Origin of the sequence: Microbacterium sp. EST19A, assembly GCF_019969685.1 — a bacterium.
Lineage (GTDB): Bacteria > Actinomycetota > Actinomycetes > Actinomycetales > Microbacteriaceae > Microbacterium.
In genome coordinates this window covers 281,330-297,897 of record NZ_JAHXYZ010000001.1, presented here as the reverse complement: position 1 = coordinate 297,897, position 16,568 = coordinate 281,330, and the positions used below count along the sequence as shown (strand labels likewise).

Genomic DNA, 16,568 nt, shown 5'->3' with positions numbered 1-16,568 from the left:
TAGACCATTAGTCCAATCGGCAAAGGATGTTCGCATGGATGCTTCGACAACGACGTCGCGCAGTGCAGGAGCAGAACAGGACCGCAACCTCCGCGGAAACCTCGGGGCGGTCTCGGTCACCTTCATGGTGATCGCCGCGGCGGCTCCGCTCACGGTGGTCGGCGGCCTCGTGCCGATCGGCTACCTCGTGGGGAACGGCATCGGCTTCCCGGTCATGTTCCTCGTGGCCACCGTGATCCTGCTGCTCTTCTCGGTGGGGCTCACCGCGATGAGCCGCTACCTCCCCAAGGCCGGATCCTTCTTCGTCTTCGCCACGCACGGGCTCGGTCGCACCCCGGGGCTGGCCACGGCGTACCTCGCTCTGATCTGCTACACGACCGTGCAGATCGCGGTGTTCTCCTACCTGGGTGCGACCATCAGCTCGAGCATCGTGCTCCTGGGCGGTCCCGAGATCCCGTGGTGGCTGCTCACCCTCGCCACCGTCGCGATCGTCGGCGCCCTCGGCTTCCGGCAGATCGAGCTCAGCTCCCGCGTGCTGGTCATCGTGCTGCTCGCCGAGATCGGCATCGTCGTGCTGCTGGGCGTCGTGATCCTGGTCACCGGGGGAGCGGACGGCGTGACCTACGGCTCGTTCCTGCTCGAGAACGTGCTCTCCGGCGCCCCCGCCCTCGGTCTCATGTTCGCGATCGCGAGCTTCATCGGGTTCGAGTCGACGGTCGTCTACCGTGACGAGGTACGCACACCGGAGCGCACGATCCCGCGCGCCACCTACGCATCGGCCATCGTCATCGGCGTGTTCTACGCGTTCGCCGCCTGGGCGATCGTGGTCGGCGTCGGCGAAGGCGCGATCGTCGACGAGGCGGCCGCCGACCCGACCACGCTGATCGCCCGCGTGACCGAGCAGTACCTGGGCCCGATCGGCTCGATCGCCGTCGCCGTGCTGTTCCTCGGGAGCATGTTCGCCGCGGTCCTGTCGCTGCACAACGTGCTGACCCGCTACCACCATGCGATGGCGAACGCCCGCGTGCTGCCGCACCGCGTCGGCGCGGTCCACCCGCGCCACGGCTCGCCGCACGTGGCCTCGATCGTGCAGGTGGCGACCTCCGGACTCGCGATCATCGTGCTCGCGCTGATCGGCTTCGCGCCGGAGAACATCTTCGCCTGGTTCGCCGGTATCGGCACCCTCGCGATCGTCATCCTCATGGCGGTCACCTGCCTCGCGGTCGTCGTGTACTTCGCCCGCACGCGCCTGCTGCGGAGCCCCTGGCACACCGTGATCGCTCCCGCGCTCGGCTTCCTCGGGCTCGCGGTCTCCGCCGTGCTCATCGCCGCGAACTTCCCGCTGCTGGTGAGCGACGTCGATGCGGAGGGGAACCCCGCCTGGGGGCCGATCAGCATCACGCTGGTCGCCGTCGTCGTGCTCGCTCCCGTGATCGGCCTCGTGCAGGCCGCCGTCATGCGCGCGAGGGCACCGGAGGCGTACGCGCAGATCATGCGCCGCTTCGACGAGAACGCCTGACCCCCGCCCACCGCAGACGAAGGATGGACATCATCGGCACCTCCGCCCTGACCCGACCACTGATCGGCATCTCCGGACGGCGCCTGCGCGGCGCCGCGATCGGCGCACCGCACGGCTTCGCCGACGCACCCCTGGAGGCGTATCTCAGCGAGTATTCGACATCCGTCCTCCGCGCCGGCGGCCTGCCGGTGCACCTGCCGATGGATGCGGCTCCGGCGGAGCTCGTCGAACGCCTCGACGGCGTCGTGATCGTCGGCGGCGACGACGTGGACCCGCGCCGCTACGGTCGCACGCCGGGGCCCTTCACGCCTCTGGTCGACCCGCAGCGCGACGAGTTCGAGGCCGGACTGATCGAGGCCGCGATCGACGGGGCGGTTCCGCTGCTCGGCGTCTGCCGGGGCGCACAGCTCCTCAACGTGGTGCGCGGCGGCACGCTCCACCCGCACCTGGCGCACGGTGAAGGCGAGTCGCACGGCTCATACGCCTACCCGCGCGCGCATCTCGTGCACGACGTGCGCACCGCGGCGGGCAGCGTCGCGCACGCCCTCTACGGCGAGACGACGCGCGTCAACTCGTTCCACCATCAGGCGGTCGACGTGCCGGGCCGCGGGATCGTGGTCACCGGCTGGGCTCCCGACGGCATCGTCGAGGCCATCGAGCTCGAGGGCCTCCCCGTCGTCGGGGTGCAGTGGCACCCCGAGGTCTTCGAGACCGATCCGATCTTCGGCTGGCTGGTCGATCAGGCAGCCGCCCGCGCGACGCTCGGCGTCGCGTCCGCAACGCAGAACGTCGCCTAGGCGTCACCGAACAAGGAGAAGAGAATGCGACACGCAGACAAGAACGCCTTCATCACCGGCGCAGGCTCCGGGATCGGACGCGAGACGGCTCGCCGTCTCGCGAGCGAGGGTGCCCGGGTTCTCGTGACCGACGTCTCGGCAGAGGGGGCGGCCGAGACCGTGCGTCTCATCGAGGAGGCCGGCGGCACCGCTGTCGCAGCCGTCGTCGACGTGCGTTCGCGGGAACAGATCCGCGCCGCCGTCGAGCGCGCCCGCGAGGAATGGGGTGCGCTCCACCTGCTGATCAACAACGCCGGCGTCGTCACGGAGCACTCGTTCGAGACCCTCACCGAAGAGGCATGGGACTTCGTCTTCGACATCAACCTCAAAGGCCAGTTCCTCGTCGCACAGGAGGTCGCCCCGCTCATCGCCGAGTCCGGCGGCGGCGCGATCGTGAACCTCTCCACGGTCGAGGCTCTCGTGGTCGTGACGAGCACCGGCACCGCGCAGCCGCACTACAACGCGAGCAAGGGCGGAGTGCCCATGCTCACCAAAGCGCTGGCCGTGGAGCTCGCCGCGAAGAACATCCGCGTCAACTGCGTCGCGCCGGGCCCCATCGCCACCGACTTCTTCGACTACGAGAGCGTGACGAGTGACGAGGCGCTGGAGTTCATGAAGCAGCGCCTCCTCGTGCCCAGGGTCGGGCTCCCCGCCGACATCGCGTCGGCCGTATCCTGGCTGCTCAGCGACGAGGCGTCCTGGATCGACGGCATCCAGCTGCCTGTCGACGGAGGGTGGCTGACACGATGATCGACGACGTACGCCTCGCACCGGACGAGCTCGAGGCCGCCGGCATCCGCACGGTGATCGTCGCGACGCCCGACATGCAGGGCCGTCTCGTCGGCCGGCGCATCCCCGTCGAAGGATTCGGCCGCGTGGTGGAGAACGGCGTCGACATCTGCACGTGCGCGTGGTCGTGGGACATCGAGCAGGGCCTCGAGCTGATCGACGCCAACCGGTTCGCCCTCTGCGGCATGCACAACGGCGTGCCCGACGTCACGCTCATCCCCGACCTCGAGACCCTCCGCCCCGCGGCGTGGCTCGATGGCGTGGCCATCTGCCTCGCCGACCCGGTCGACGTGCACTCGCACGAGCCGATGCCGATCTCGCCCCGCGTGCTCCTGAAGCAGGAGCTCGCGCGGCTCCGGGAGAGGGGCCTGACGCCGCTCGCCGGCACGGAGCTCGAGTTCTACCTCTTCCGCAACGAACCGCGCGCGCTGCGCCGTGCGGGATTCCGCGACCTGGATCCGACGACGCTCACCCCGTCGGACTTCATGATCCACGAGGGGAACCTCTACGAGCCGTTCTTCCAGAAGCTGCGCTCCGACCTCCGTGCCAGCGGCATCCTCGTCGAGACGGCGCAGAGCGAGTGGGGACTCGGCCAGTGGGAGATGACGTTCGAGTACGGGGATCCTCTGGAGATGGCCGACCGTCATGCGCTCTACAAGCTGGCCGTGCGCGACACCGCGGCGCGCGCCGGCATGTCCGCGACCTTCATGGCCCGCCCGCTCAACGACCAGCCGGGGTCGTCCTGCCATGTCCACGTGTCGTTCGTGGACGACGAGGGCACGGCGGTGTTCTGGGACGAGTCGGCCGCCGATCACCTCAGCGGGCGCATGCGGGCGGCGATCGCCGGCGCGCTCGAACACGCTCCGGCCCTGATGGCCTGGTACGCCCCGACCGTCAACGCGTACCGCCGCAGCAACTCCTCAGACGTCGCGGGGAGCGGACGCACCTGGGGCTTCGACAACCGCACCACGACGGTGCGCGTGGTGGGACACTCGCCGAAGGCGCTGCGCTTCGAGTTCCGGCTGCCCGGTGCCGACACGAACCCGTACTTCACCCTCACCGGGCTGCTCGCCTCGGCGCGCGACGGCATGGACAAGGACACCGCGCTCGCGGATCCCGTGATCGGCAGCGCCTACGACCTTCCCGGTGACGGGACGATGCCCGCGGATCCGCGTCAGGCGAGCATCCTGTTCGGCGAGAGCGCGCTGGTGCAGGACCTGCTCACGCCCGACATCATCTCCCACCAGCAGGTGCTGCTCGAGCACGAGTGGACGACGTTCATGTCCCGTGTCACGGACTGGGACCTGCAGCGCTACTTCGATCGGATCTGACATGACCTACCCCGCCCTGCGCACTTGGATCGGCGGCGCCGCCGAGGAGAGCCCCGAGAACGACGGCACCTGGCTGCACGACCCCAACACGGGGGAGGCGCTGGCCGCCTCCGCCTCGAGCACGCTCGACCAGGTCGAGCGCGCCGTGACCGCCGCGCAGGAGGCGCACGACGACGCTCGCTGGCGCGGCCTCGCACCGGAGCGTCGGGCCGAGAGGCTGATCGCCCTCGCCGACTGGCTCGACGACCGCGCCGAGGAGATCGCCCGTCTCGACGCGCTCAACAGCGGTGTCCCGATCTCGGTCACACGGCTGTTCGGCGGGGCGAACGGCGCGACCCTGCGAGATGCCGCACGGCGAGCGGTGGAGGTCGGCGATGCACGCGAGCTGCCCTCTTCGCAGGGCGGCGTGCGACTGCACCGCGTGCCGTGGGGACCGACCGCGCTGATCCTGCCGTGGAACGCCCCCTCGGCGATGGCGGTCAAGAAGACGGCGTTCGCGCTCGCGGCAGGTGCGACGGTCGTGCTCAAGCCCTCGTCGTTCTCGCCGTGGAGCGCCCAACTCCTGCTGGAGGGCGTGCACGCGGCCGGCATCCCCGACGGGGTGGTCGGACTCGTGCAGGGCAGCGGGGGGATCGGACGCGCCCTCGTCGCCGATGAGCGGATCGCCGCGATCTCGATGACGGGATCCACGCCGACCGGACGCGCGATCGCCGCGACGGCCGCGCCGCGCTTCGCCAGGCTGCAACTGGAGCTCGGCTCCAACAACGCCGCCATCGTCCGCGCGGATGCCGACCTGGAGGCCGCGGCGAAGTCCCTGGCCGACGGAGTTCTCAAACTCTCCGGCCAGTGGTGCGAGGCGCCCCGACGTGTGCTCGTCGACCGGGCGCGCCGCGACGAGCTCGCGGGACTGCTGATCGCCGAGTTCGGGCGGCGCCGGATCGGCTCGAGCCTCGACGATGCGACCGAGGTTGGACCTGTCGCCTTCGCCGCGCGCCGTGACGAGCTCGCCGAGCAGCGGGAGCGGCTGGCGCAGGCCGGTGCGGAAGTGCTGAGCGTCTCGCGGATTCCGGCGCAGGGGTGGTTCTTCGCGCCGACGGTGGCCGTGCTCGACGGCCCGGGTCCCGCCGACGAGGTGTTCGGACCGATGCTGCTCGTGGGCGGCTACGCCGACGAGGACGATGCCGTCGCCCTCGCCAACACCGGTCAGGTGGGGCTCGCCGGGTACGTGTTCGGCGCCGACGAGGAGGCTGCGGCGGCCCTCGGCACCCGGCTCGTCGCGGGAGAGGTCAAGGTCAACGGCACCAGCGTGCTCGACATGTCGCCCGAATCGGCGCAGAGCTTCTTCGGTGCGAGTGGGCTGGGCGGGCACGGAGACGGCGATGTGCTTGACTTCTTCGTGGGGAAGCAGGTCGTGGGCTCCGATCGCCCAGGGCTCCCCCTCTGAGCGGAGGAGTACGGATGAGCGAGCGTGACGACGCGCCGCACGACTTCTCCCGTGCCGTGCTGCAGCCCGTGTCCGGCTACCAGGCCGTCGCCGGGTTCCTTCGGCGCGAGATGGCACTCGGCCGCATCCGGCCCGGCGATCGGCTGCCGCCGGAACGTCGGCTCTCCGAGCAGCTGGGCGTCTCGCGGGAGACGCTGCGTCAGGCCCTGCGCATCCTCGAGGGGAGCGGCCAGATCGTGATCTCGCGCGGTGCGTCCGGCGGGGCGATCGTGCAGGATGCCGCGCTGGATCCGCGGCTCATCCGCGAAGAGGTGCGCACGCGTTCGGGCGAGATCGGCGAACTCACCGAGTTCCGCGCGATCGTCGAATCGGGCGGAGCGGCGCTGGCCGCGGTCCGCCGCAGCGACGACGACCTGGAGGCGATGGCGCAGGCCCAGCGCGACCTCGCCGAGGCGACCACCAAGGCGGATTCGCGCATCGCCGACACGGACTTCCACATCGCGCTCGCCGAGGCGTCGGGCAATTCCTTCGTGCGCGACGCGGTCGAGGAGGCGAGGGTGCGGATGTTCGAGCCCGTCGACCTGATCAGCTTCGACTTCGTGAAGGAGTCGAGCTGGGACGCGCACGAGCAGATCCTCGAGGCGGTGCGCCGTGGAGACGCCGAGGCGGCGGATGCCGCGATGCGCGCGCACCTGCGCACCACGCGCGAGGAGTTCACCCGCGTCGTCGAATCCTGACGCGCCGCGGGAGTGGCTCGGGGCGCATGAGCCGTGCGCTCAGGCCGTCGTGAGGCGAGACAGCTCCGCGACGAAGGCGTCGACGTCGGACTCCTCCGTGTCGAAGCTGCACATCCAGCGCACCTCGTTGCGCGCGGCATCCCAGTCGTAGAAGCGGAACGACTCGCGCAGGCTGTCGGCGACGCCGTCGGGCAGCGTCGCGAAGACGCCGTTGGACTGCGTCGGCTGCGTGAACGAGACGCCGGTGATCGAGCCGTCGGCGATGCCCGCCTCGACGGACGTGCGCAGCCGGGCCGCCATCGCGTTGGAGTGGCGCGCGTTGCGCAGCCACAGGTCGCCCTCGAGCAGCGCGATCAGCTGGGCCGACACGAAGCGCATCTTCGAGGAGAGCTGCATGTTGAACTTGCGCGAGTAGACGAGACCATCGGATGCCGAGGGGTTCAGCACGACCACGGCCTCGCCGAGCATCGCGCCGTTCTTCGTGCCGCCGAAGCTGAGCACGTCGACGCCGGCGTCGCGCGTGAACGCCCGCAGCGGCAGATCGAGGGCGGCGGCGGCGTTCGACAGGCGTGCGCCGTCGAGGTGCAGCTTCATGCCGCGTTCGTGCGCGTGATCGGCGATCGTGCGGATCTCGTCGGCCGTGTACAGGGTGCCGAGTTCGGAGGACTGCGTGATCGAGACGACCAGCGGCTGCGCGCGGTGCTCGTCGCCCCAGCCCCAGGCCTCGCGGTCGATGAGGTCGGGGGTGAGCTTGCCGTCGTCGGTCGGGACGGTGAGCAGCTTGAACCCGCCGATCTTCTCGGGGGCGCCGCCTTCGTCGACGTTGATGTGCGCCGTCGAGGCCGCGACGACCGCACCCCAACGGGGGAGCATCGACTGCAGGCCGGTCACGTTGGCGCCGGTGCCGTTGAACACCGGGAACGCCTGCACGCCCTCGCCGAACTGCGCCTGGAAGACCTCCTGCAGGCGTGTCGTGTAGAAGTCCTCGCCGTAGGCGACCTGGTGGCCCCCGTTCGCCGCGGCGATCGCCGCGAGGACCTCGGGGTGGATGCCGGAGTAGTTGTCACTGGCGAATCCCCGGATCGCGGGGTCATGCGTAAGGCTCACCGCACAAGCCTACGGCCAGGACGAGCGCGGTCGCGCGTTCGGGAGTGCTCAGGGGGTTACGGATGTCGGAGGGTCGCCCTACCCTCATAGGCATGGAGCGCACCGCGGCGAAGACCGCCTTCGCGAACGTCCTCGTCAACACGTTGATCGCCAACGTGACGACGAGCTTCCTGTGGTTCGCCCTCACGTTCTGGGTCTACATCGAGACGCAGTCGGTGCTGGCGACCGGCATCATCGGCGGCGTCTACATGCTGTTCGTCGCGTTCTTCGCGATGCTGTTCGGCACGATCGTCGACCGGCATCGCAAGCACACGGTCATGCTGCTCTCCAGCGTCATCTCGGCCGTGGCCTTCCTCATCGCCGGCGTTCTGTACGTCTGGCAGGGCGAGGCGTCGCTGCTCGATCTCGGCGGCCCGTGGTTCTGGCTGTTCTCCGGGTTCATCCTGTTCGGCGGCGTGATCGAGCAGCTGCGCAACATCGCGCTGTCGACCACGGTGACCCTGCTCGTGCCCGAAGAGAAGCGCGTGAACGCCAACGGCCTCGTCGGCACCGTGCAGGGCATCGCCTTCCTGGTCACGAGCGTCTTCTCCGGGCTCTCGATCGGCTTCCTGGGCATGGGGTGGACCCTCGCCATCGCGATCGCGGCGATGGCCGTCACGTTCGCGCACCTGCTCTTCATCCGCATCCCCGAGGGCACACCGCAACCCGATCCGAACGGCAAGAGCGCGCTCGATTTCCGCGGCAGCGTGCAGGCGATCCGGCTCGCGCCCGGCCTGTTCGCCCTGATCGTCTTCTCGACGTTCAACAACCTCATCGGCGGCGTCTACATGGCGCTGATGGACCCCTACGGACTCACGCTGTTCGACGCGCAGACGTGGGGCTTCGCGCTGGCCTTCGCGTCGACCGGCTTCCTGATCGGCGGCGGACTGGTCGCGAAGTTCGGGCTCGGCAAGAAGCCGATGCGCACGATGCTGCTCGTGGTGATCGCGATGGGACTGCTCGGTGCGGTCTTCATGCTGCGCGAGTGGTGGCCGCTCTATGTCATCGGCATCTGGGTGTACATGGCGCTGGTGCCGCCGGTCGAGGCCGCCGAGCAGACCGTGATCCAGAAGGTCGTGCCGTTCGAACGGCAGGGGCGCGTCTTCGGTGTGGCGGCGGCGATGGAGGCGGCCGCAGCGCCCATCACCGCGTTCCTCATCGCGCCGATCGCCGAGTTCCTGATCATCCCGTACATGGACAGCTCGGCAGGGCAGCAGCAGTGGGGCTGGCTGCTCGGCGAGGGCGAGGCGAGAGGCATCGCCCTGATCTGCCTGTTCGCCGGACTGATCATGGTCGTGGCGGCGACGCTGGCCTTCTTCACCCGTTCGTACCGTCGCCTCACCGAGCTCTACGCCACGGCGCCCGATCCGAAGCCGGAAGACGAGGCAGAGGGCGAAGACGGTGCGGATGCCGAGAGCGACGTGCCGGAAGATCGCGGCGTCGATGCTCCCGCGCCGGTGCGCGGACTGCCGCCGGAACTGCCCGAGCGCTCCATCTGACGCCCCCGGGGCGGCTCAGGCCAGGTCGATGATCCGGTCGTTGAGCTCGGCGGCATCCGTGTCCCAGAGTGCGAGCACCGCGGGAGCGAGTGACGCCGGATCGAGCGCTTTCGCGCGGAAGACGACGGATGCCGCGCGCAGCGGCTCATCGGCATCTCGAGCGGCCTTCGCGTACCCCTGCGCGACCGCGCGGGTCCACGCCTCACTCGCGGCCTTCACCGCCGCGTAGTTCGCGCCGCCGGCGAGCGGTCGAGCGACCGCCGTCGAGGAGACGATCGCGTAGCGTCCGGCATCCGCGGCGCGCAGCGCTCCGTCGAAGGCGCGGCTCGTGGCGCGCACCGCCTCGAGCGCGGGCAGCAGCGCGTGGAAGTCGTCGTCGGACTGCCCGGCGAGCCCGCCGCCTCCGCGCCAGCCGCCGACCAGGGAGATCACGCCGTCAACGGAGCCGAGGCGCGCAGCGAGAGCGGTCATGTCGTCGAGCGACGTCGCATCGGCGACCTCGATGTCGGCCCCGGCATCCGCCAGCGGCTGGAGGCGCTCGCTGGAGCGCCCCGTGGCGACGACGCGCGCGCCGGCGTCGACCAGGGCCCGCGCGACGGCGAGGCCGGACGCGCTGGTCGCCCCGGCGAGGACGATGTTGCGATCAGTGACAGTCATGTGCTCAACTTTCGCGGATGATGCGAACTTCTGCGGCCGATCCGGCGCGGAAGGGCCGCAGAAGTTCGGAAAGGCCGCAGAAGTCGGCGGCTGGATCAGTCGTCGGTACCGCGGATGCCGACCGTCGACTCGATCACGGGCTTCATCTTCTTGTCGAGCGCCTCGAAGAACATCGACAGCGGGAACTCGTCGTCCAGCACCGCGTCGGTGTAGCCCTTGGGGGCGCCGGAGAGGATCTCGTCCGACAGCCCGCGCGCCCAGTTCGACGCCGGGTGCGGAGTCAGCACGCCACGGACCAGGTCGTAGGCCGCGAGCCAGTGCGCGACCTTCGGCCGGTCGATCGAACGCCAGTACAGCTCGTCGATCGCGTCGCCCAGCGCGACGACCGCGTCGGGCACGGCATCCCAGTCGAACGCCAGCGCGGTGTCGGTCCAGTGCAGCACTCCGCGCTGGTGCAGCCAGGCGAACAGCAGCTGTCCGCCGAGGCCGTCGTAGTTGCGCACGCGCGAGCCCGTGATGGCGAAGCGGAAGATGCGGTCGAAGATCACGGCGTACTGCACGAGACCGGCCTGGTCGAGCGTCTCCTGCTCGATGGCGGTGAGCTGCTCATCCGCAGCGACGCGCGCCGACAGCGCACGCTCGATCTTGACCGACTCGCGGAACGCGGTCAGGTCGCAGCGCAGCTCTTCCAGCGAGTACAGGAAGAACGGCATCCGCTGCTTGATCATGAACGGGTCGAACGGCAGGTCGCCGCGCATGTGCGTGCGGTCGTGGATGATGTCCCACATCACGAACGCGCGCTCGGTGAGCGCCTGGTCGTCGAGCATCGCCGCGGCGCGCTCCGGCAGGTCGAGCTTGGTGATCGCGGATGCGGCGCGCGTGACGCGACGGTAGCGTGCGGCCTCGCGGTCCTGGAAGATCGCACCCCAGGTGAAGCTCGGGATCTCGCGCATCGCGACGGTCTCGGGGAACAGCACGGCCGAGTTGGTGTCGTAGCCGGGCGTGAAGTCGACCAGGCGCAGCGAGACGAACAGCTTGTTGCCGTAGTCGCCGGCCTCGAGAGCGGCGATGAACTCCGGCCAGATCGTCTCGACGATGAGCGCCTCGACGAGGCGGTCGCTCGACCCGTTCTGCGTGTACATCGGGAAGACCACGAGATGACGGATGCCGTCGACGCGGTGCTGCTGCGGCTGGAAGGCCACGAGCGAGTCGAGGAAGTCCGGCACGCCGAAGCCCTCCGACTCCCAGCGGTCGAAGTCGACGATCGACGCGGCCAGGTAGTCGGCGTCGTGCGGGAAGGCGGGGGACAGGGCGCGGATGCCGGCGGTGATCGCCGCGACCAGTTCACGGGCGACCGCGTGGTGCGCGGCATCCGGGATCGAGCCGTCCTTGATCTGGAACTCGCGGATCGCGATCGCGGCGTCCTTGAGCTGCGCCCAGGCGGCGGACTGTTCGGCGATCGATGCATCTTCGACGACCTCGGGTTCGCCGACGATGGCCTGTGCAGCAGAGCTGTTGGCGGAAATGATGGACATCGGGACCTCCGATCGCGCGGCATGCCGGAAATTTTCCGGTCATAACGGAATACTCACGATAATCTTACATCCATGGATGATTCTGTCGACCGCGCGATCGTCGCGGAGATCGCCCGCGACGGGCGGGCCACGCTGTCCCAGTTGTCCGAATCCGTCGGTCTCTCCGTCTCGGCCGTGCAATCGCGGCTGCGCCGACTCGAGACGCGCGGGGTGATCTCCGGGTACCGGGCGATCCTCGACCCCGAACTCGTGGGCACGCCGCTGTCGGCCTTCATCGAGATCACGCCGCTCGACCCGGCTCAGCCCGACAACGCCCCCGAGCTCCTCGAGCACCTCGACGCCATCGAGGCGTGCCATTCGATCGCCGGCGACGCCAGCTACATGCTCTTCGTGCGGGTCGCCTCTCCGCGCGCGCTCGAGGAACTGGTGCGCGACGTGCGCACCGCCGCGAACGTCAGCACCCGCACCACGGTCGTGCTGCAGACCTACTACGAGCACCGTCCGATCATCCCGCTGGCCGCCGAGGCGTAGGCGCGCGCTCGACTACTGCGGCCAGTCACAACTTCTGCGGCCTCTCGCCTCGAGATCGGCCGCACAAGTTCGGTCTGGCCGCAGAAGTTCAGCCGTGGAAGGAAGCCGGCGACACCGCGACCGATCCCGCTTCCACGCCGCATTGCTCACGAACGCCGGGGGCGGCATGCTGAAGATCATCGGCATCCCTGCATCCGCCACCATCATCCAGACGTTCCTCGACGAGGACTGAATCACAGGAGAACACGATGTCCTTCCAGGCATACCTCGACAAGGTCGAGACCCAGACCGGCCTCACCCCGCGGCAGTTCATCGCTCTCGCGAAGGAAAAGGGCTTCGACGAGACGACGAAATCCACCGTCGTCCTCAACTGGCTGAAGGAGGAGTACAGCCTCGGTCACGGCCACGCGCAGGCGATGGTGCACGTGATCCTCAAGGGACCGAAGATCAGCGACAAGCATGTCGGCACGGGTGGAACGCACGCCGACGCCTCCGACACTCTCTGGCTCGACGGCAAGGACAGCAACCCGAATCCCTGAGCACCCGAGCGCCACCGTGTAGACGCCGGGTCTCTTGCGAAACTGTCATAAAGTGACTACAGTCACAATGTGACCAATGCACCCGCGCTCTCTCCTGTCCTCCGTATCGGCCTGCCGGTCGCCGCCGTCGGCACCTGGATCGGCACGCTCATCTGGATCGGCGCCCGCATCGGCGTCGGCGGGATCGCGGCCGGGCTCGCGCTCTCGATCATCATCGGAGGATTGGTCGTCCTCGCGATCCTCTGGCTCGACCGGGGGAGGGCGCAGCGCCGGGGACTCCTGGTGTCGGCGTTCCTGTACGGCGCGACGTTCACGACGCTCGCCGGCATCGGACTGCAGGCGCTGCTGCAGGTGATCGTGGAAGGTCTCTGGGGTGTGGACGCCGGAGTCTGGATCCGACCGCTCCTGATCGCGCCGCTCACCGAGGACGGCCTCAAGGGGCTGTTCCTCATCTGGATGCTGATCGCGATGCGCCGGCAGCTGACCGGCGTGCTCGACGGGATCGTCTTCGGTGCTCTCGTCGGCGCCGGCTTCACGTTCACGGAGAACATCCTGTATTTCGGCGACATGGTGAACACCCTCATCGCGTCGTCCGCCGCCGGCGACCCGAACGCCATCGCCGACTTCGCCTTCATCTTCACGCTCCGCGGAATCATCGTCCCCTTCTTCCATCCCCTGATGGGCGCGCTGATCGGAATCGGGGTCGCTCTCGCCGCGCATCGCACTCGGCCGGCGGCGCGGGTGGGTCTCGTCGCCCTCGGCTACCTGGCGGCGATGCTCATCCACGGCCTCTGGGATTGGGCGGCGATCGCGAGTGCCCAGCCCGAGCCCTACGTGGCCGCCGTGCTGCTCCTCGTGCTGCTTCCCGCGATCATCGCCACCGCCGTCGTCGCCATCGTGCTGCGCCGCCGCCGCGGTCTCCTGCTCGATGCACCACCACCACCGGCCGCGGACGACATCACCGCTCGCGGCGACGTACGCGCAGAACGGAGCACACGATGAAGAGCCTGATCCGTGACATCGCGGACCCCATCCGGGAGGACCGTCGCGCGTTCGTCGTCCTCAACCTCGCCTATCTCGGGCTGTTCGGTCTCGGCATCCTCGCCACCGTCGTGATCCCCGAGCTGCGGCCCGGCGGCCTCGGCGCGCTGCAAGGAGAGCCCGGCACGGGTGGACTCGGCGCGGTGATCGGTGACGCGTACCGCAGCGGCAACGTCGCGATCGCCGCACTGGTGACCTTCGGCGTCAACCTCCTGTCCGCATCGCTGCTGCAGACCACGGTCCCTTCTCTCGTCATCCCGTTCCTCGGAGTCGCCCTGACGCTGGCGCGGGGTCTCTCCTGGGGCGTGCTGTTCACGCCGGTCGGCGCCGAGGATCCGACCTTCATGATCCACTGGGTGACCCTCGCGATCGAGGGCGCGGCCTACGTCGTGGTGGGTTTCGCCGCATGGGTGCACGGGCGCATGTTCCTGCAGCCGCGGCGCTACGGCTTCGCGACACGGCGGGCCGGATACGTGGGCGGCCTGGTGGCGACGCTGAAGCTCTACGTGCTCGTGATCGTGCTGCTCGTCATCGGCGCGCTGTACGAGGCGATCACCGTGATCCACCTCATCGCGTGATTCCGATGCCTGATACCGTCGCGGAGTGACAGAGATGCGGATGCCGATCGACCTACGCCGTAACGCCGACGCCAAGCTGCAGGTCTCCCGCATCGCCGCCGAGCTGTTCTGGCGCGACGGCGTCGCCGCGACTCGGGGCGAGGACATCGCCGCGGAGGCGGGGATCGCGACGCGGACGCTGTGGCGATACTTCCGCTCGAAGGAGTCGTGCGTCGAGCCGGTGCTCGCTCAGCTCGGCCAGCGCTTCTCGACCGTGCTCCGCGCCTGGCCACTCGAGATCTCGCTCGCGGACTACCTGCACGCGGCGAGCGTCCCGGGGCCCGCCGAGTATTCTCCCGACGACATCGCCGCGATGCGCATCGTCGTCCTGGGATTCGATGAGCCGGCGCTGCGCAGCGCGTGGCTCATGGTCTGCGACGCGGCAGAGCGCGAGGCCGCCGCCGTCTTCGGGCCTCGGCTCGGCCTGCCGGCGGACGCGGATGCCGTGCGTCAGGTCACCGCGGCGATCTCGGGTGCGATCCGCGCGCAGAGCGACGCGATAAGTCGCGACTACGTCGTCTCCGGGATCGTCCCGCGCAGCGAAGACGTGCTCGAGGCACTGGTCGCCGCCATCGTCGAGGCGAGCAACGGGCGCATCGGTCCGGCGGTCTGACGTTGCGGCGCTGAGCCGAACGGCCGACATCGCCGCGCCCAGTAGGATTCCCTGCGTGGCAGCATCCTCACAGCGCAAGAAGAAGAGCACGAGCGCGAAGCGCACCCCGGCCCGCACGAGCGGCAACCCGGCGAGGCGTCCGGTCGTCGAGGCGGGACCGGTCAGGGCATCCGACTGGATCGGCGCCGCGCGCCTGCGCACGCTCCCGCTCGCCGTGGCTCCTGTCGTGATCGGCACCGGGGCCGCGCGCAGCACGGGACCCGAGTTCCACTGGGTGATCGCGCTCGCGTGCCTCGCGGTCGCGGTGCTGCTGCAGATCGGCGTGAACTTTACGAACGACTACAGCGACGGCATCCGCGGCACCGACGCGCACCGCGTGGGCCCCGCCCGGCTCACGGCATCCGGCCGGGTGAAGCCCCGCACGGTGCTCATCATCGGGCTGATCTTCTTCGCGCTCGCCGCGGCCGTCGGCGTCGCGATCGTCGTGCGCACCGGACAGTGGTGGATGCTGGCCGTCGGCGCCGCGTGCATCGTGGCGGCCTGGTTCTACACGGGTGGCAAGCGGCCGTACGGGTACTTCGGCCTGGGCGAGGTGTTCGTCTTCGTCTTCTTCGGACTCGTCGCCACCCTCGGCACCACGTGGGTGCAGATCTTCGACCTGCCGCAGCAGGCCTGGCTCGGCGCGATCGCGGCCGGCCTCTTCGCGTGCGCGGTGCTGCTCGCCAACAATCTCCGCGACATCGACCAGGACCGCGAGGTCGGCAAGCGCACCCTGACCGTGCTGATCGGCCGTCGTGCGACCCAGGTGCTCTTCACGCTCTTCGTGCTCGCGCCGTTCGGGATCTCGATCTTCTTGGCGCTGCTGTTCCCGATCGCGTGGATCGCGCTGCTCGCGCTGCTCGCGGGACTCCCCGCCATCCTCATCGTGTGGACCTACCGCCAGCCGCGCGAGCTCGTCGTCGCCCTGGCGCTCACGTCGCTCACCGCGCTGCTGTACGCGGGCGCGCTGTTCTGGGCTTTCGTCGGCTAGATCGCGGCAGGCACGTGCGGGCTGTACGGCACGTGGAGCGTCGCGGCGAACCGGTCGAACAGCGCGGGGTCGCCCTCGAGCTGCACCGCGCCGGTCTCGACGGCGGTCTTCGGATCCAGCTCGCCGGCCAGCAGATCGCGGATCTGTGGTCCGGCGATGATCGTGAGGTCGGGGTTCTCGGCCGGACTCGCACTGACCGTGATCGCGCCACCGCTCATCCGCAGCTGCACGGCGACCTCGCCGACGTGCACGGCGTAGGTGGTGTTCCAGTCGTCGGGCACGACGCCGTCACCGGCCGCGACCCGCAGCGCGGCGACGATGGAGGACGTGGTGACGATCTCTCCTTCGCGCGGTGTGCGCATGCCGCCGGCGCCCCATCGTGAGAGGGCATCCAGCGCCGGGCCGAGTTCCGCGCCGCGCGGCGTGAGCTCGTAGACGACCGTTCGCTCGCCGGCGGGGGGAGCGGCGCGCATGACGAGCCCCTCCTCTTCGAGGTCTTTCAGGCGCGACGCGAGGGTGTTCGTCGGGATGCCGGGCAGCCCGGTCACCAGGTCGGAATAGCGCCGCGGACCCACGCTCAGGTCGCGGAGGATCAGCAGCGTCCATCGCTGCCCGACGATCTCCGCTGCGCGGGCGAGCCCGCAGAACTGGCCGTAGTGCTGGTTCGTCATGTTTCTCACTCTAGCACTTGACTGCATTAATTG

Annotated in this window: 18 protein-coding genes; 14 read left to right on the top strand and 4 right to left on the bottom strand. The window is 69.5% G+C overall.

Annotated features, from left to right (window positions below):
- The first annotated feature begins 34 nt into the window (after positions 1-34).
- The 6 genes from LC452_RS01575 to LC452_RS01550 are packed head-to-tail and all read left to right on the top strand — an operon-like array spanning position 35 to position 6,656.
- The gene (locus LC452_RS01575) at positions 35-1,519 is read left to right on the top strand and encodes an APC family permease (RefSeq protein ID WP_223622265.1); all 1,485 of its coding nucleotides are present in this window, start codon (positions 35-37) and stop codon (positions 1,517-1,519) included.
- A gap of 23 nt (positions 1,520-1,542) precedes the next feature.
- Positions 1,543-2,316, top strand: coding sequence for a gamma-glutamyl-gamma-aminobutyrate hydrolase family protein (locus LC452_RS01570; RefSeq protein WP_223622264.1), 774 nt, complete (start codon positions 1,543-1,545; stop codon positions 2,314-2,316).
- Positions 2,317-2,340: 24 nt separating this feature from the next.
- Positions 2,341-3,105, top strand: coding sequence for an SDR family NAD(P)-dependent oxidoreductase (locus LC452_RS01565; protein WP_136056112.1), 765 nt, complete (start codon positions 2,341-2,343; stop codon positions 3,103-3,105).
- Positions 3,102-4,475: a glutamine synthetase family protein gene (locus tag LC452_RS01560; RefSeq protein ID WP_223622263.1), complete on the top strand. Its 1,374-nt coding sequence runs from the start codon at positions 3,102-3,104 to the stop codon at positions 4,473-4,475. Before LC452_RS01565 ends, LC452_RS01560 begins: the two co-directional genes overlap by 4 nt.
- A 1-nt stretch (position 4,476) precedes the next feature.
- Positions 4,477-5,919, top strand: a complete 1,443-nt coding sequence (locus LC452_RS01555) for an aldehyde dehydrogenase (protein WP_223622262.1) — start codon at positions 4,477-4,479, stop codon at positions 5,917-5,919.
- A 14-nt stretch (positions 5,920-5,933) separates the two neighbouring features.
- Positions 5,934-6,656 (top strand): FadR/GntR family transcriptional regulator, encoded by a 723-nt coding sequence (locus tag LC452_RS01550; RefSeq protein ID WP_136056109.1) that lies wholly within the window; start codon positions 5,934-5,936, stop codon positions 6,654-6,656.
- A 39-nt stretch (positions 6,657-6,695) separates the two neighbouring features.
- On the opposite strand, the gene LC452_RS01545 is transcribed toward LC452_RS01550, so the two are convergent.
- Complete coding sequence (locus tag LC452_RS01545) at positions 6,696-7,763, bottom strand: low specificity L-threonine aldolase (RefSeq protein ID WP_223622261.1); 1,068 nt, start codon at positions 7,761-7,763, stop codon at positions 6,696-6,698.
- A gap of 92 nt (positions 7,764-7,855) precedes the next feature.
- Here LC452_RS01545 and LC452_RS01540 point away from each other — a divergent pair, with 92 nt between their 5' ends.
- Complete coding sequence (locus LC452_RS01540; protein ID WP_223622260.1) at positions 7,856-9,301, top strand: MFS transporter; 1,446 nt, start codon at positions 7,856-7,858, stop codon at positions 9,299-9,301.
- Between the two features lie 15 nt (positions 9,302-9,316).
- Here the strand turns inward: LC452_RS01540 and LC452_RS01535 are convergent, their stop codons facing one another.
- Positions 9,317-9,958, bottom strand: coding sequence for an SDR family oxidoreductase (locus tag LC452_RS01535; RefSeq protein ID WP_223622259.1), 642 nt, complete (start codon positions 9,956-9,958; stop codon positions 9,317-9,319).
- Positions 9,959-10,053: 95 nt separating this feature from the next.
- A complete protein-coding gene (locus LC452_RS01530) occupies positions 10,054-11,493 on the bottom strand; it encodes a DUF6421 family protein (protein ID WP_223622258.1) in 1,440 nt (479 codons plus the stop codon).
- A 72-nt stretch (positions 11,494-11,565) separates the two neighbouring features.
- Here LC452_RS01530 and LC452_RS01525 point away from each other — a divergent pair, with 72 nt between their 5' ends.
- The 7 genes from LC452_RS01525 (at position 11,566) to LC452_RS01495 (ending at position 15,864) form a co-directional block, all read left to right on the top strand.
- A complete protein-coding gene (locus LC452_RS01525) occupies positions 11,566-12,024 on the top strand; it encodes an Lrp/AsnC family transcriptional regulator (RefSeq protein WP_223622257.1) in 459 nt (152 codons plus the stop codon).
- 94 nt (positions 12,025-12,118) lie between these two features.
- The gene (locus LC452_RS01520) at positions 12,119-12,256 is read left to right on the top strand and encodes a hypothetical protein (protein ID WP_223622256.1); all 138 of its coding nucleotides are present in this window, start codon (positions 12,119-12,121) and stop codon (positions 12,254-12,256) included.
- Positions 12,257-12,272: 16 nt separating this feature from the next.
- Entirely contained in the window at positions 12,273-12,563 is a 291-nt protein-coding gene (locus LC452_RS01515) for a DUF4287 domain-containing protein (protein WP_223622255.1), read from the top strand.
- A 69-nt stretch (positions 12,564-12,632) separates the two neighbouring features.
- Positions 12,633-13,565, top strand: a complete 933-nt coding sequence (locus LC452_RS01510) for a PrsW family intramembrane metalloprotease (protein ID WP_223622254.1) — start codon at positions 12,633-12,635, stop codon at positions 13,563-13,565.
- A complete protein-coding gene (locus LC452_RS01505) occupies positions 13,562-14,182 on the top strand; it encodes a hypothetical protein (RefSeq protein WP_223622253.1) in 621 nt (206 codons plus the stop codon). Before LC452_RS01510 ends, LC452_RS01505 begins: the two co-directional genes overlap by 4 nt.
- Positions 14,183-14,216: 34 nt before the next feature.
- Positions 14,217-14,834 (top strand): TetR/AcrR family transcriptional regulator, encoded by a 618-nt coding sequence (locus LC452_RS01500; RefSeq protein WP_223624675.1) that lies wholly within the window; start codon positions 14,217-14,219, stop codon positions 14,832-14,834.
- Between the two features lie 55 nt (positions 14,835-14,889).
- Positions 14,890-15,864, top strand: coding sequence for a 1,4-dihydroxy-2-naphthoate polyprenyltransferase (locus LC452_RS01495; RefSeq protein WP_223622252.1), 975 nt, complete (start codon positions 14,890-14,892; stop codon positions 15,862-15,864).
- Here LC452_RS01495 and LC452_RS01490 read toward each other — a convergent pair.
- On the bottom strand, positions 15,861-16,535 hold the full coding sequence (locus LC452_RS01490) for a winged helix-turn-helix transcriptional regulator (RefSeq protein ID WP_223622251.1): 675 nt from the start codon (positions 16,533-16,535) through the stop codon (positions 15,861-15,863). The genes LC452_RS01495 and LC452_RS01490 overlap by 4 nt on opposite strands.
- Positions 16,536-16,568 lie beyond the last annotated feature (33 nt).

Excerpts from the sequence above, each read along its gene's own strand:
- LC452_RS01575 (WP_223622265.1), top strand. The coding sequence starts at position 35 with ATGGATGCTTCGACAACGACGTCGCGCAGTGCAGGAGCAGAACAGGAC.
- LC452_RS01570 (WP_223622264.1), top strand. The coding sequence starts at position 1,543 with ATGGACATCATCGGCACCTCCGCCCTGACCCGACCACTGATCGGCATC.
- LC452_RS01565 (WP_136056112.1), top strand. The coding sequence starts at position 2,341 with ATGCGACACGCAGACAAGAACGCCTTCATCACCGGCGCAGGCTCCGGG.
- LC452_RS01560 (WP_223622263.1), top strand. The coding sequence starts at position 3,102 with ATGATCGACGACGTACGCCTCGCACCGGACGAGCTCGAGGCCGCCGGC.
- LC452_RS01555 (WP_223622262.1), top strand. The coding sequence starts at position 4,477 with ATGACCTACCCCGCCCTGCGCACTTGGATCGGCGGCGCCGCCGAGGAG.
- LC452_RS01550 (WP_136056109.1), top strand. The coding sequence starts at position 5,934 with ATGAGCGAGCGTGACGACGCGCCGCACGACTTCTCCCGTGCCGTGCTG.
- LC452_RS01540 (WP_223622260.1), top strand. The coding sequence starts at position 7,856 with ATGGAGCGCACCGCGGCGAAGACCGCCTTCGCGAACGTCCTCGTCAAC.
- LC452_RS01535 (WP_223622259.1), bottom strand. The coding sequence starts at position 9,958 with ATGACTGTCACTGATCGCAACATCGTCCTCGCCGGGGCGACCAGCGCG.
- LC452_RS01530 (WP_223622258.1), bottom strand. The coding sequence starts at position 11,493 with ATGTCCATCATTTCCGCCAACAGCTCTGCTGCACAGGCCATCGTCGGC.
- LC452_RS01525 (WP_223622257.1), top strand. The coding sequence starts at position 11,566 with ATGGATGATTCTGTCGACCGCGCGATCGTCGCGGAGATCGCCCGCGAC.
- LC452_RS01515 (WP_223622255.1), top strand. The coding sequence starts at position 12,273 with ATGTCCTTCCAGGCATACCTCGACAAGGTCGAGACCCAGACCGGCCTC.
- LC452_RS01505 (WP_223622253.1), top strand. The coding sequence starts at position 13,562 with ATGAAGAGCCTGATCCGTGACATCGCGGACCCCATCCGGGAGGACCGT.
- LC452_RS01500 (WP_223624675.1), top strand. The coding sequence starts at position 14,217 with ATGCGGATGCCGATCGACCTACGCCGTAACGCCGACGCCAAGCTGCAG.
- LC452_RS01490 (WP_223622251.1), bottom strand. The coding sequence starts at position 16,535 with ATGACGAACCAGCACTACGGCCAGTTCTGCGGGCTCGCCCGCGCAGCG.